A 14,360-nucleotide genomic window follows, 5' to 3' on the forward strand; every position below is an offset into this window, starting at 1 on the left:
ATCATAAACAGCTGAAATGTTCTCTCAACCTTAAAATTTCTTTAAAAATAAGTAAAATTTACCCTTTACTTAATTAATTTGCCAAAGTATTATAATTTAAGAATTTGTTACAAAAAAAGGAGGATATTATGAAACTTTTAAGAGGTAAGATCATTGCACTTGTAACAATTGTTGCGCTGTCAGTTACATCCATGTTTGCGATGCAGCCGTCAGCGAAAGCCGCTGAACATAATCCGGTGGTGATGGTTCACGGAATTGGCGGAGCTTCTTTTAACTTTGCCGGTATTAAAACGTATTTGGCATCACAAGGCTGGTCACGGGACAAGCTGTATGCTGTAGATTTTTGGGACAAGACAGGCAATAACTTAAACAACGGCCCAGTATTATCACGTTTTGTGCAAAAGGTATTAGATGAAACCGGTGCGAAAAAAGTGGACATTGTCGCTCACAGCATGGGGGGCGCCAACACGCTTTATTACATAAAAAAACTGGACGGCGGTAATAAAATTGAAAACGTCGTAACGCTTGGCGGCGCGAACCGTCTCGTTTCAAACAAGGCGCTTCCGGGAACGGACCCAAATCAAAAGATTTTATATACGTCCATTTACAGCTCGGCGGACATGATTGTTATGAACTATCTGTCTAATTTAGAAGGGGCAAAAAATGTTCGTATCAACGGTGTCGGACATATCGGCCTTCTGTACAGCAGCCAAGTCAACAGCCTGATTAAAGAAGGGCTGAACGGCGGCGGACAAAATACGAACTAATGAGAAACATAACCTTGAAGAATCCTATTCTTCAAGGTTATTCTGCTTTCAGCACAATTGTTTTCGCAGCCATATCATGAACGGTTTGTTTTTTCTTCGTAAATGCGGCTGTTAAATAGATCAGGCGGGAAAACACATGCACCCACGCTATCAGGTAACGGACAATGGCCTGAGGGAGGGAGATTTTCTCGTGTGTTTCATCTCTCACGATTTGCAGCCCGATGATTTTTTTGCCCAGCGTACCCTTCCAATTTGTCAGCGGCATCAGCAAAGGATACACAAGCAGCATCAATATGGCGACAACGATGACGCCAGCGGACCCGTCGCCAAACATAAATCCGGATGCTAAAATCACTGCGGCCGCAATGATCACGTCAAGCACAAGAGCGCAGGCGCGCAGCATAAAACCAGCTAGTTCCAACATAAACACTTCCTTAAAAATTTTAGATAAACACCTAACGATTGTAAAAAAGAAGGGCCTAAAGTGGGAATAGGTTATAAGTCTTAAATCACAAAAGTTGATGAAATAGTCATAGGTAAATTTACATAATGAACCAGGCTGTCACATTACCAAATTCTTTTTTAGCCCGAAACCAAGCCCTCAGAAGTTATTTTTGTTAAAATAGAAAAGTTACAACAGAATTCGGAGGGTTTATTGTGGGAAAAGTGAAAAGAAATGCCCCTTGCCCATGCGGCAGCGGTAAGAAATATAAAAAATGCTGCGGAAATAAAGTTGTCGACTTCCCGACAGAATTAGCGGCAAAAGAAGCAAAACAAATTCAGGAAGACTTAGTGGAGTATGCCTTCACAGTACATAGAGAAAGCATTTCAGGTTTTATCAACCAGCATGATTTTCTTTCTACTATGGACAGGCAGACAAAGGACATCAGTGTATTTAATTTAGGAATCTGGGGAATCTTCTTTCACCCGCTCGCTGGTGACAAAACGATCTTTGAAGAGTACCTTCAGAAAAAAGGCGATTCGATCACCCGCCCGAAAACACGTGAGATCGTTGAATCTTGGAAGAGCATGACGCCTGCTTTATTGCTGCTGAAGGATATGAAAGAAGCAGTTATTCATTTTGAAGATGTCATTACGAAAAAACAATTCGACGTGGAAATGGACGTCACAAGTCAAGACCTCCCTCCAGTGGGAAGCTTGATTCTCGGCTATCCGATTCATGAAGCGGAAAAAGCGGAATTCTTCATGCAGTTCACAATCTTCCCAGTGAAGAGAACGGAAGAGCTGATCAGCAAGGTGAAGACATATGCGGATGCTGCAGTGAAAAACGGCAAAACGCCGGAGGACTTCATGAAGCAGGAGTTCAACAACGTACTTTTCGCGCTGTTAGCTGAAAAAGATGAACAGCCGCAGCAAGCGGAGCCTGTTCAAGAAAGCAACGTTGAGTGGGCAAACGACATGGAGAAAGAAACAGCGGCGGCGATCGAAAAAGGCATGAGCGGAGATGAATATCCGAATGAGCTGATTCCGGCAGTCATTGACATTTGGAAATCGTTCTGCGAGAAAAAATCACCTGTCATCAGAAAGCCGGAAGCTTTTGCGGCGGCAGTTGAATATTATGTGAATGCAATCTCACTTAACGGCGCAACCGTTTCTCAAGCCAAACTGGCGAAAAAATACGGCGTAAGCGCATCAACGATTTCAAGCCGCTACAAAGAAATTGAAAGCACGCTTCAAGATGAAGCGGATCGCTTTGCACAATCATTAACATCTTAATGACGAACAAAAAACCTTGAAAAGCCAAGCTTTTCAAGGTTTTTTATTTTTGGAACGGAATTTTGATTTCTAAACGGAAGACAGGGTGGCGATATGTGAAATCAAGCTTGCCAAAAGCTTGGTTCACCAGCTTTTGGATCACATAAGTGCCGATTCCTTCATGAGTGCCGCTTTTCGTCGTATGGCCGAATGACTGATACAGTGTATCGAGCACTTTCGGTTCCATGCCGGGTGTTGTATTTTCACAAATCAGCACATAAAGCCCGCTTCGCAGTGTTGTCTCCAGCTTGATCTCCGCTTTCTCAGGGGCCTCTGCAGCGCTGTCGAGCGCATTTTCTAATATGTTGCCGGCCAGGCTGACCTGATCAGCGGGAGAGAAAGGGAGGGAAGAAAGCGGTGTATGCAAATGCAGTGAAACGTTCACATTCGAAGCGTTTGCTTTTTCCAGAAAGTCATACAGCACCCCTGCGATGTACGCACTCTCTCCTTTCAAAAACCGGTCATATTGACTGTACTGGCCCGCCCAATGTTTTATGTATGTTTGTGTGTCCGGCTCTGACTGCGCCGAGCTGAGCGCTGTGATATGCTTCATTGTATCGTGATTCCGGCTCCTGACATCCATCAGCATTCGATTGGCGTGCTGTTCAGCCTGAGTCAGCCGATCGATTTGTTCAAAAAGCTTTGTCAGCGAGCGGCACAGCCCGATGCGGAGCCATTCACACGTTGCGAATATCACAATCACAAGCAGCAGTGCCAATCCAGAGGGGGCGATCAGCAAAAACGCCGCCGACAGAATGTGAATCACGGCGATACATGAATAGAGCTGAAGCGGACAGCGATCCCGCATAGGCTTCGTTTTCTGTATGTATAAAACCGCTGCCGCCGCGCCTAAAGCAGCGGCGAGCCAAGAAACGGCTGTGCTGTGCGATAGAATGGCAGCCGACTGATAAAATAGGAAACTGAATAAAAACAAATAAAGACATTGAAACAGAGTTATCACAACCTGCGCTCCTCAAAAATAATAGTTTTGAAAATAATCAAGCTGCTGCTTGGTAATCATCGCTTTTTTAGATGTTCCCTCAAACGAAACCGTAAACGAATGCTTCGTATAAGCGGAAAAATGCTTAATGTAATGAATGTTGATAATAAAGGAGCGGTGCGAACGAAGAAAATCCTTCTCCGGCAGATCGCCTTTAATATCGTTTAATGTTTGATACGTTTGCACTTCTTCAGCTGTTGTCACAATCGTCGTCGACCGTCCTGTGCGTTCGGCGAAAATGATATCCTTCTTTTGCAGCACATGCATTTTAGATTTTTGTTTAATCAAAATCCGCCCGTTCAAGCTCGTTTCCGTTTTCTTTTTGAAATAACGTTCGAAGGAAGAGCTGAGACGATCGGCGTGGTACGGCTTCATAATATAGTCGTGGACGTTCAGATCAAATGCGTGAACCGCATAGCCGCTGTTGCCGGTGACGAAAATCACATCCACATCCAGCGAATGAGATCTGATTAAATCCGCCAGCTCGTAGCCTGACATGTGAGGCATCTCAATATCGGCAAGCAGAAGATCAATGTCCCCGTTCTTCACCCGGCTGTAAGCTTCCTCCGCCGAATCGGTGGCAAAGACAATTTCGACATCCTGCATTCTGGACACGATTGCTTCCAGCTTCTCTAAATCTACTCGATAATCATCGACTAGTCCGACTTTTACCATTATCATTCCCCTAGTTAAATAGAATCACCTTTATTTTATCCCATTTCGCGACATAAAAAGAACTCTTCGCGACAACTTTATCCAACAAATCCAGCTTTTCGTATATAGTCATTACTAGAAATAACAAAAAGGGAGATTGTGACATGATTACACTGACGGATTGCAGCCGCAGGTTTACAGATAAGAAAAAAGTAGTCAAAGCTGTGCGTGATGTAAGCTTAACGATTCAAAAAGGAGAAGTCGTCGGCATTCTCGGAGAAAACGGAGCCGGCAAAACAACGATGCTGAGAATGATCGCGACCCTGCTTGAACCGACACAGGGCACGATCGCAGTAGACGGCTTTGACACGGCCAAGCAGCCGGCGGAGGTCAAGAAACGAATCGGCGTCTTATTCGGGGGAGAAACAGGACTCTATGACCGGATGACTGCAAAAGAAAATTTACAGTACTTTGGCCGGCTGTACGGGCTGAACCGCCACGAAATCAAAGCGAGAATAGAAGATTTATCAAAACGGTTCGGCATGCGTGATTATATGGACCGGAGAGTGGGCGGGTTTTCAAAAGGAATGAGGCAGAAAGTCGCCATTGCTAGGGCGCTGATTCACGATCCGGATATCATTTTATTTGATGAGCCGACGACAGGACTAGATATTACGTCAAGCAATATCTTTCGTGAATTTATTCAGCAGCTGAAAAGAGAACACAAAACCATCCTGTTCTCCAGCCACATTATGGAGGAGGTGCAGGCGCTCTGTGACAGTGTCATTATGATGCACAGCGGAGAGGTCATTTACAGAGGAGCACTTGAAACACTATACGAGAGCGAACGCAGCGACGATTTGAACTACATCTTTATGTCTAAGCTGGTCAGGGGGGTTTCATAAATGGTAGGACAGATTTATAAAAAAGAGATGATCGATGCATTACGGGACAGAAAAACAATTTTACTGACGATCTTGGTTCCGATGATTACGATGCTGGGCCTTGTGTTTTTCTACGAAAGCATGCTTTCGGGCAAAGGGGAGCAGTACACGATCGCTGTCGGCCAGTCCCTGCCGTCTGAGCTGGAACATAAGCTGAATGCGATTGACGAAATCAATGTAAAGACATTCGCAAAACCTGAACAGGCGGTCGATGACGGCAAAGCGGATGTGTATCTGAACGTCCCGAAAGAGTTTGATTCTTATATCACCAGTATGACATCTTTTGAGGTTGACGTTTACGGCAGCTCGGTCGATCAAGGTTCATCAAATGCTATGCAGCTTGTGCAATCTGCCTTAGAGCAGTACAAAAATGAAATTGTGCAAGAACGTTTAACGAGTAAACATATTGACCACTCGGTGATCCAGCCGTTTTCGGTTCAGCAAAAAGAAGCAGATGAAGAGCAAGGCGTTTCCGCGATCATGCTTTCCGCCATTCTTCCGATGTTGCTTTTAACATCAATCGTTTCCGGTGCCATGCCGATCGCTCTTGATATTATTGCCGGAGAAAAGGACCGGAAATCCATAGAAGCGCTGCTGTTAACCCCGGTCAGCAGAAACAAAGTGTTAGTCGGCAAGTGGCTTGCGGTTTCTACCTTCGGGATAGCCTCTGGCGTATTGTCACTGATCTTTCTGATTCTGTGCACCGTCTTATTTACGGAAAAGTTAAGAACAGCCTTTCAGCTGGGAGATCACTTATGGGTCATTATCGGAGCTTCAGCTTTGATCATCGTGCTTTCTGCAATGCTGATCGCCGCAATGGAGCTTATGATCAGCATCATTTCCGGCACGGTAAAAGAAGCGCAGAGCTATATGTCTCTTGTCGTCTTTCTGCCTATATTCCCGATGTTTTTCATCTTCAATAAGGCGCCGAATCAAATCGATCTATCCTACTTTTTCATCCCATTCCTAAACCTGCACGCCTTATTTAAACAGCTGTTATTCGGGATGATAAATCCGGCTGCCATTCTATACACGTGCGGAACCATCGTCGTGCTCATCGCCATTTTCTTTTTACTGGCCAGAGCCTGCTTCTTAAAAGACAAATGGGTTCTGCCAAAATAAACTTGCAAAAGGAGAAATACACTTTCTCCTTTTTGTGTATGCTGAAAAAAGAAGGAAAATAGAAAAAGGATATCTAATACAGAAAGTGGAACCTGCGCTATTTTTCATCAAATCTTTTCGGAAGGAGAAGGGACAATGGATCAAACACGTGCACTTGGGCAAACGAATTTACAGGTGAAACGGATCGGATTCGGCGCAAATGCGGTCGGCGGGCATAATCTGTTTCCGAATCTGAATGATGAAACTGGCAAGGACTTGGTTCGCACGGCACTGGACGGCGGCGTGAACTTTATCGATACCGCCTTTATATATGGATTGGGGCGATCCGAAGAATTAATCGGTGAGGTTGTTCAGGAACGCGGTGTCCGGGATCAGCTCATTATCGCCTCTAAAGGAGCCCATAAAGAAGTAAACGGCCGCATTGAATTTGACAACAGCAAGGATTTTCTTCGCGGCGAGGTAGAAAAGAGCCTGAAGCGGCTGAAGACAGATTACATCGATCTGTATTATGTTCATTTTCCGGATGGCAAGACACCTCTTGCGGAAGTCGCGGGCACGCTGAAGGAACTGAAGGATGAAGGGAAAATCAAAGCGATCGGGGCTTCGAACCTCAATTATCAGCAATTGCAGGAATTTAATGCGGACGGCTATTTGGAGGTCTTTCAGTCAGAATACTCTTTAATTCAGAGTGATGCTGAGAAGGAGCTGCTCCCATACTGTGAAAAACACGGGATTTCCTTTATTCCGTACTTCCCGCTCGCATCCGGGCTGCTGACCGGAAAGTTTACAAAAGATGATGCCTTTGACGACAATCGAAAGAACAACCCGCAATTCCAGGGAGAAACCTTTATTCAAAACCTGAAAAAAGTGGACAAGCTCAAAGCGGTAGCTGAGGAAAAGAATGCGGAAACGGCTCATGTCGCCTTGGCTTGGCTGTTAACGAGACCGGCTGTAGACGCCATCATTCCAGGTGCTAAGCGCCCGGAACAGCTGAAGGCTAACCTAAAAACCTTAGATGTTGAACTGACGGATGATGAAGCAGAGTTCATCAGCAGGATTTTTAAATAAAAAAGGAAATAGCCCTGGGGCTATTTCCTTTTGATGTTTATTCTTTAATGAATGCTTCAACTAATTCTGCTGCTCTGTAATCGTCCATATCAAGCTGCCACTGGTCGATGTCATTTTTCTTCATTTTCACTTCAACTGTTTTTTCACTTGAAGCCGGGCCAAGCTTTTTGAACTCTTCTGGATAGACTTGAAGCGCGTATTTCACTGCCTCTTCATAGCTAGCACTAGAGTTTTTACTGTAGTAGTCTTTCACTTTGTCTTCGATACGGTCTGAAAGAGAAGATGCATCTACAGGTTTAACTGTGGCTTCAACAATTGCCTCGTCTTTAGAGATTGAAGTTGTTTTCGCTTGAATCGATGAGTTTTTGCTTAATCCCGCTTTAATGCCGTTCACGATATTATCAAGCGCTTTGCTGTCCGCATATGTGCTTGAAAGGCCTGATGCTGAGAGGTAGCCGTCTTTTGCTGACTCGTTAAAGTCGTTCACAATCTCATTTTTGTTAGCGCCGGTGATTTTTTCGAAATCTTTGTTATCTTTACCGAAAAGAAGGACATCTATATATGCCGATAAAGCTTTCGCAGAGTCTTGGAGCTGATCTGCTGTCGCAAGGATTTTTTTGTCTTTTCCATCAATTTTGAATGTAACTGATTTTGGCTTCTTATCACCGTAAGATTCCGGCGTATAATTCAGCTCGTATTTTTCGCCTTTATCTACAACGAAGAAAAGATTTCCTTCAACGGATTTGTCAGTGTTAATCGTGCTGCCCTGCAGCTTTTCGTTATAGTCTTCAGGATCTGTGTCAGACATTTTGGTATCACCCTGATACAAAGTGAAATCCATATTGTCTACATTAAGCGGTTCTTTCCCTGTGTTTTTCACAGCGACATTTACCTTTAACACGAGCTGATCATCTGAAGTTGACTTATCATACTGAGACGGAAGTGTATAAGAGACATCTTTGATCTTAACTTGAGCTATATCTGCGCTTTTTTCTGTTTCTGAATTTTTCTTCTCCGCGCTTGTTTTACTTCCGGAACAAGCAGCTGTAAACAGCATCAGCAGGAGAACAAGGAAAACAGCGTACGTTTTTTTCTGAAACATTCATTTTTCCTCCTCAAATGGTTTTAGGAAAGGGGAGTCTTTTGTCTTTGAGAATTGGATCTTTTTGAATGGATTGACATCATCCAGCCAAAAAAATCGGTTCTTTTCTCACGGTTTTACCCAGATTTCTGGAAACTCCGTCCTTCTTTGCGATTGATGACCTATAAAAAGTTGCAACGGAATTAATTTTAAGATTATTAGCTTTTATATTGAATAGGTTCATCATACTATTTTTGGTGAAAAATGTTCTGGTAAAACTGGAAAACACAGAAATTTGTGTATATTAGACTATTACTTTGTGATCAGTCGAAGGGTGACATTCGAACGAAGAAGGGGGCCGCCTTGGTGAAAAAAGAGGAATTGAAACAAAAAGCACTGGAAATCGGCCGTGTGCCGACACACTTAAAGCTGGAAATTGAAGATTATGGTGATGAACGGAAAAGGTCGTATTTTTGCTGGATAGATCCGCAGGATGAACACAAAGGGATCATCGTAGAGCTTGGACCGGACGGACAGCTGGAAGGGCTTTCTCGAGATGTTGAGCCTGAAAGCAGTGAGAAGCTGTCCGAAGACCAAATAGAGGATATCTTGATTCAGTTCGTGAACTCTCATTATCCTGAAGCTCCGTCTGCATTTGTCCGTGAAGAAAATGATGAGGCGTATGATGATAAAGTAAGGTTTTCATATGTTCAAATGGAAGACGGGCTGCCGCTTCCTATGAGCGGATTTATGGCTGATGTCTCCTTATCAGGGGAGGTGGTGTATTTTCGGTATTACGGGAAAGCGTGCAATATAATCAAGCCGGAACAGGTCGCAGATGAAAAAGAAGCACTGGCTTATTTCAAGAAAGATGTAGATGTCACTCTCCTGTTTGAGATCCTTCATCGCTCTGTCTACAAAAACGGAGACGATCAGCCGCATTTGGTGTATGAGTTTGAAAACGCGGGCATTGCTGTGCCTGCTGATTTGGTTCGAGAAGAAAAAGAATTTGATAATGACGATTACAGGGAGCGGGAAAGCTTTCCTCTCCCTTTATTCGAGGGCATTCACGAAAAGGCCGATCCTGGCAGCATGATCGGGGTCGAAAAAGGCTTAGTCAAAGAGCGGGAAACGGATCTAGGGGATGGGAGAATCGGGATCGTCTGGCGGAATCCGGATAATCCTGTGTATCAACCGGCGGATAAAAGCATGGACAGCTGGTTAAGAGGACGGATTCACCAAATGCTGAAAACCATCCATAACAAAGAAACCGGAAAACTTGAAGGTGTTATGTCGTTTATAGACGAAAAAGGGCCGTATACCGTAAGCGAGGAAGAGTGCGAAAAAATCGCCATTCGTTTTCTGTTTGCGTTGTTTCCGAATGCTGATCAATATTTTAAGATCAAATACGCTGAACAGGATGAAGAAAGCTCGTCAGCCGTCTTTACGTTTGACGTGCACTGTAACGGAGTTCCGCTTCGGTTTGGGCAGGTCAAAATCTGCGTCAGCCGCCAGACAGGACTTATTACCGTTTACATGGGACCGGACATTGACCCTGAAGTGCTCCAAGCGATTGACCCTGTTCCATCCATTTCACCGGAACAAGCCAAGTCTATCTTTTGGCGCCATTTTAAAGTCGAGCTTGGCTGGAAGAGAGAATACGAAGAAGATGAAGAAAACAGCTACCGGCTCGTCTACAACCCGGTATATCCGAGATTGATTGATGCCCATACTGGTGAGGCTGTCATAAGTGCATTGTAAACAGTCAAAAGTCACACATTTTCGGCGTGTGTACTGGCTGATGTATGAAAAAAGTAATAGAAAGGATATGGAAACCCAGTTTCCTTAATAGAAAAGGACCTTTCTTCACTTTAAAAGAAGAAGGGTCTTTTTATATAATAAACAAGGTTCTCTTTGTCGTAGACTCTTTGAAAGGATGACTTCATTGGTAAACAAACAGCTGAAAAAGAAGGCGCAAGAGATCGGAAATGTACCGCCGCATTATGAGCTTGAGATCGAAGATTATGCTCAAAAACAAAAGAAGAAGGGGCATGCATACTTCATTTGGAAGGACCCCGAAGATCCGGAAAAGCAAATTATCGTAGAACTCTCGAACGACGGTGCTTTGCTCACATTTTCAACAGCCGCCGGCCTCGAGCAGGACAAAAAGCTCCCAGATGCCGAGCTGAAGCTGACAGCTCTTCAGTTTGCCGCAGCCCACCATCCGGCCACATTTATGAAATTTCATTTTCAAGCCAAGGAAGAACGAGGGCATCACATCCGGTTTGTTTATACAAAAAAACAGCTGGGCCTCTCACTTCCTAATTCAGGATTTTTAATAGATATCACCCGCAGCGGACAGATTGTCCATTTTTTATATTACGGAGAAGGGAACAAAGCCGACATCCCAAAGGAATTCGTAGAGAAAGAGAAGGTCATTTCCCATTACGTCAATACCATGTCTTTACGGCTCATGTATGACGTCATTGATGATGAACAGTCGCCCAGACTCGTCTATGAACCGATTTTGCCCGGTTACAGCTATCCAGCGGATGTAGATGAAATCGTGCCTGACCAGCATATATCGGATGAAAGAACGGAAAACGGGGCGCCTCTCCCGCCGCTTGAAAAAAAAGAAGGAACCGATATATATGGAATGCTGGGATTTACCCCTGATATGAAAAAAGTCGGTGAAAAGGACTTCGGAGAGGAACTTGGAAGCACTTGGCGCAAAGGCAGTGCGCCGGAGCGAAAGGATTTAAGCATAGGAAGCTATTTTGCGACGAGAAATAAAAATACAATCAAAATGAAGACTGATAAAAAAACAGGAAAATTAAAAGCAGCTATTTCTTTTATGGAACTACAGGGTTCTGCACATTACTCAATGGAAGAATGCCAAGAGACAGCGCTTCAGTTTTTGTACGCGCTCTATCCGAGAGCTGATGAGTTTTTCAGAGTGAATCCAATCCGAATCGACGAACGAGGCAGGGTCCGCAATCATTTTTCTGTCTGGTATAAAGGAATACCGCTGCGGTTCGGTGCTGCCCGCATCATCGTCAACCCGGAAACAGGAAAAGTTGACGCTTTTATGGCTCCGGATATAGACCCAGAGCAATTAGAAACAATCAACCACAAACCGGATGTTTCAGCTGACGAAGCGAGAGAAGCATTTTTATCAGCGTTTGATGTGAAGCTGGAGTGGCAGCCTGATTTTTCAGCAGGCAGCCATCAGCATTATAAGCTTGTGTATAAGCCGATTTATCCTTCATATATTGATGCGCATAAAAGAAAAAAGAAGAGGCTGTGAGGTGTCTAGTCAGGAATCATCTGCAAGTGAGGGTAATCCTTGAACCGTTCCCAATCCCCGCCCCACTCAAATCCGAGTTTTTTAGCGATGGTGACGACCTCCAGCCAATCTGATTTCCCGTTTTGATTGCCGTCGTAATCCATATCCCATAAGATGCTGCCATCCTTTTTCTGAAGAGCGAAATCAATCGCCAAACCATAATTATGATACGATTCCCCTCCTTTTGCGTAGGTGACAATATTCCCTTTTTTTGTGCGTCCTTGCTTATATAATTCGTCTTGTTCCTTGAAGGATCTGAATCCTTCAGTAATCACGATCGAGATGCCTTTATTTGATGCGGCAGCCTTGAGGGTGTCGGCATTCTGCTTCACAATCGGATCAAGAGCGGAAGGAACAGGCCTGTCCTGCAGAGCGGTTTGAGCGTGCCATGCGTGCCGCACATATGAAAAACAAAGGTCCGCCACAAACAGGAGGCATAAGATGAAGGATGTTTTTGCTATTAATTTCATACCGGTCTCACTTTCTCATGAGGTGCTGAATGTTATGTTTTAAGCCAATGACTCTCTCTAAAAGAGAATAGCTATGATAAAATATAACATAAATAGTAGCAGGAGGAAGGAGGCAGATCATTGAGAGCAAAGATTCCATCTGAAGAAGTGGCGGTAAAACTAAACGAATGGTACAAACACATTCGTGCGTTTGAAGCAGATAAAGCAGAAGCGTTAAAGCAGGAGATCGAGTACGAATTAGAAGATATGGAAGAAAATCAGGATTTACTATTATATTTTTCTTTGATGGAATTTCGGCATCGGATCATGCTGGACAAGCTGATGCCGGTGAAAGACAGCGACACCGAGCCTCCGTTCTCTGACATGCTGAACGAAATTGAAAGCAATCAGCAAAAACTGACGGGCTTATTAGAATATTATTTTTACTATTTCAGAGGGATGTACGAATTTAAGCAGAAAAATTTCATTTTAGCCATCGATCATTATAAGCACGCCGAGGAAAAGCTGGAGTATGTGGAAGATGAGATTGAAAAAGCTGAATTTCTTTTTAAGGTCGCAGAAGTGTATTATCACATCAAACAAACGTATTTTTCGATGAATTATGCAAGCCAGGCGCTTGATATCTATACGAAATACGAACTGTACGGCCGCCGCCGTGTGCAGTGTGAATTTATCATTGCCGGAAATTTGACGGATGTCTACCATCATGAAAAGGCGCTCAAGCACCTGTGCAGCGCTTTGGATCATGCAAGGCAGCTTGAGGAAGCATATATGATTGCCGCCGCTCATTATAACGTAGGCCACTGTAAGTACAGCTTGGGAGATCTTAGCGAAGCGGAGGGCTATTTCAAGAAGGCCGCCGCCATTTTTGAAGAGCACAAATTTCAGCAGACCGTTCAAGCTGTATTTTCACTGACACATATCTACTGTAAAGAAGAAAAATATGACAAAGCAATAGAGACGTATCAACACGGGGTAAAAAGCGCGGCGGAATGGGCGGATGACATGTACTTAACAAAATTCCGCCTTATTCACGAGCTTTATCTTGGCAGCGGCGACAGGAAGGTACTCGAAGAATGCTTTGATCTTCTCGAATCCCGCCAGCTTCTCGCTGATGCAGAGGAGCTGCTGCTGGATGCGGCAGAACGCTTCAATCAGCAGCAAAATTATGAGTCAGCCGCTTTCTTTTACCGCAGGCTGATGGACATAAAAAAGACACTTGCCGAGCAGCGCTTCCAATAAGAGATGGCAGAGAACCGAAAAGGTTCTCTGCTTTTTTTATGCTGTTTTCAACCCGGAAAAATGGGGTATTTTCCAGATACACAATGGAAAATCAGAGGAGGACATCATTTATGTATAAAGACTTAATCGGGAAAACAGCCATCGTAACAGGCTCTTCAAAAGGAATCGGGAAAGCCATTGCGGAACGCTTTGGCCGCGAGAAAATGAATGTGGTGGTGAATTATCATAATGATCCGTCAGGAGCCGATGAAACAGTGGACATCATTAAGCAAAATGGAGGGAAAGCCGTCGCAGTCGAAGCGGACGTGTCAAAGGAAGAAGGGATTCAGGCGCTGATGGATGCCGCTTTAGAACACTTTGGCACGCTTGATGTAATGGTGAACAATTCAGGCTTCAACGGTACAGAAGCCATGCCGCATGAGATGAGCCTTGAAGATTGGCAAAGGGTCATTGATGTAAACGTAACGGGAACCTTTATGGGGGCAAAAGCCGCGCTCAATCACATGATGAAGAACAATATCAAAGGCAATGTGCTCAATATCTCAAGTGTTCATCAGCAGATTCCGCGCCCAGTCAATGTTCAATACTCAACTTCTAAAGGCGGCATCAAGATGATGACGGAAACGCTGGCGCTTAACTATGCAGACAAGGGAATTCGCGTTAACGCGATAGCACCGGGCACTATCGCCACAGAGTCCAACGTCGACACGAAAAAAGAAGAAAACAGACAAAAGCAATTGAAAAAAATTCCGATGAAAGCCTTCGGAAAACCGGAAGAAGTGGCGGCTGCAGCGGCTTGGCTCGTATCGGGAGAAGCGAGTTATGTCACCGGCACAACACTGTTTGTAGACGGGGGAATGACACTTTATCCGTCTCAGCTCGAGTAGAAA

General features: G+C 44.3%; 14 protein-coding genes and 1 pseudogene. 9 read left to right on the plus strand and 6 right to left on the minus strand.

The genetic code is table 11. The annotated features are described in order from the left end of the window. Window positions 1–128: 128 nt before the first annotated feature. Window positions 129–767 (plus strand): esterase/lipase family protein, encoded by a 639-nt coding sequence (locus tag NYE43_RS01555; protein ID WP_095714483.1) that lies wholly within the window; start codon window positions 129–131, stop codon window positions 765–767. Window positions 768–804: 37 nt separating this feature from the next. On the opposite strand, the gene NYE43_RS01560 is transcribed toward NYE43_RS01555, so the two are convergent. After that, window positions 805–1,188, minus strand: coding sequence for an RDD family protein (locus NYE43_RS01560; protein WP_024120107.1), 384 nt, complete (start codon window positions 1,186–1,188; stop codon window positions 805–807). 236 nt (window positions 1,189–1,424) lie between these two features. Here NYE43_RS01560 and NYE43_RS01565 point away from each other — a divergent pair, with 236 nt between their 5' ends. Beyond that, entirely contained in the window at window positions 1,425–2,504 is a 1,080-nt protein-coding gene (locus NYE43_RS01565; RefSeq protein WP_095714482.1) for a helix-turn-helix domain-containing protein, read from the plus strand. 43 nt (window positions 2,505–2,547) lie between these two features. Here the strand turns inward: NYE43_RS01565 and NYE43_RS01570 are convergent, their stop codons facing one another. Both NYE43_RS01570 and natR read right to left on the minus strand, forming a co-directional pair. Beyond that, a complete protein-coding gene (locus tag NYE43_RS01570; protein ID WP_341060701.1) occupies window positions 2,548–3,504 on the minus strand; it encodes a sensor histidine kinase in 957 nt (318 codons plus the stop codon). Window positions 3,505–3,516: 12 nt separating this feature from the next. Then, a complete protein-coding gene (gene natR / locus NYE43_RS01575) occupies window positions 3,517–4,218 on the minus strand; it encodes a two-component system response regulator NatR (protein ID WP_024120110.1) in 702 nt (233 codons plus the stop codon). Window positions 4,219–4,361: 143 nt separating this feature from the next. On the opposite strand from natR, the gene natA reads away from it, so the two are divergent. The 3 genes from natA to NYE43_RS01590 all read left to right on the plus strand — a co-directional run bounded on the left by natA (window position 4,362) and on the right by NYE43_RS01590 (window position 7,331). Then, a complete protein-coding gene (gene natA / locus NYE43_RS01580; protein ID WP_024120111.1) occupies window positions 4,362–5,102 on the plus strand; it encodes a sodium ABC transporter ATP-binding protein NatA in 741 nt (246 codons plus the stop codon). Next, window positions 5,103–6,263, plus strand: coding sequence for an ABC transporter permease (locus NYE43_RS01585; RefSeq protein WP_341060704.1), 1,161 nt, complete (start codon window positions 5,103–5,105; stop codon window positions 6,261–6,263). 135 nt (window positions 6,264–6,398) lie between these two features. Further along, on the plus strand, window positions 6,399–7,331 hold the full coding sequence (locus NYE43_RS01590) for an aldo/keto reductase (RefSeq protein ID WP_213418271.1): 933 nt from the start codon (window positions 6,399–6,401) through the stop codon (window positions 7,329–7,331). A gap of 37 nt (window positions 7,332–7,368) precedes the next feature. Here NYE43_RS01590 and NYE43_RS01595 read toward each other — a convergent pair whose 3' ends face one another. Together NYE43_RS01595 and NYE43_RS01600 are read right to left on the minus strand one after the other, a co-directional pair. Beyond that, window positions 7,369–8,433, minus strand: coding sequence for a DUF4352 domain-containing protein (locus tag NYE43_RS01595; RefSeq protein ID WP_024120114.1), 1,065 nt, complete (start codon window positions 8,431–8,433; stop codon window positions 7,369–7,371). Window positions 8,434–8,456: 23 nt separating this feature from the next. Continuing rightward, window positions 8,457–8,587, minus strand: a pseudogene (locus NYE43_RS01600) (hypothetical protein). Between the two features lie 164 nt (window positions 8,588–8,751). On the opposite strand from NYE43_RS01600, the gene NYE43_RS01605 reads away from it, so the two are divergent. Further along, window positions 8,752–10,173 carry a YcdB/YcdC domain-containing protein gene (locus NYE43_RS01605; protein WP_213418702.1) on the plus strand — a complete coding sequence of 474 codons (1,422 nt, stop codon included), beginning with the start codon at window positions 8,752–8,754 and terminating at the stop codon, window positions 10,171–10,173. Between the two features lie 184 nt (window positions 10,174–10,357). Beyond that, complete coding sequence (locus NYE43_RS01610) at window positions 10,358–11,719, plus strand: YcdB/YcdC domain-containing protein (RefSeq protein ID WP_095714478.1); 1,362 nt, start codon at window positions 10,358–10,360, stop codon at window positions 11,717–11,719. A 5-nt stretch (window positions 11,720–11,724) separates the two neighbouring features. On the opposite strand, the gene NYE43_RS01615 is transcribed toward NYE43_RS01610, so the two are convergent. Next, a complete protein-coding gene (locus NYE43_RS01615) occupies window positions 11,725–12,228 on the minus strand; it encodes a M15 family metallopeptidase (protein WP_024120117.1) in 504 nt (167 codons plus the stop codon). Window positions 12,229–12,348: 120 nt separating this feature from the next. On the opposite strand from NYE43_RS01615, the gene NYE43_RS01620 reads away from it, so the two are divergent. Next, the gene (locus NYE43_RS01620; RefSeq protein ID WP_024120118.1) at window positions 12,349–13,470 is read left to right on the plus strand and encodes a Rap family tetratricopeptide repeat protein; all 1,122 of its coding nucleotides are present in this window, start codon (window positions 12,349–12,351) and stop codon (window positions 13,468–13,470) included. A gap of 110 nt (window positions 13,471–13,580) precedes the next feature. Next, window positions 13,581–14,357: an SDR family oxidoreductase gene (locus NYE43_RS01625; protein WP_024120119.1), complete on the plus strand. Its 777-nt coding sequence runs from the start codon at window positions 13,581–13,583 to the stop codon at window positions 14,355–14,357. Window positions 14,358–14,360 lie beyond the last annotated feature (3 nt).

The organism is Bacillus sp. FSL R5-0434 (assembly GCF_038004745.1).
Taxonomy (GTDB): domain Bacteria; phylum Bacillota; class Bacilli; order Bacillales; family Bacillaceae; genus Bacillus; species Bacillus halotolerans.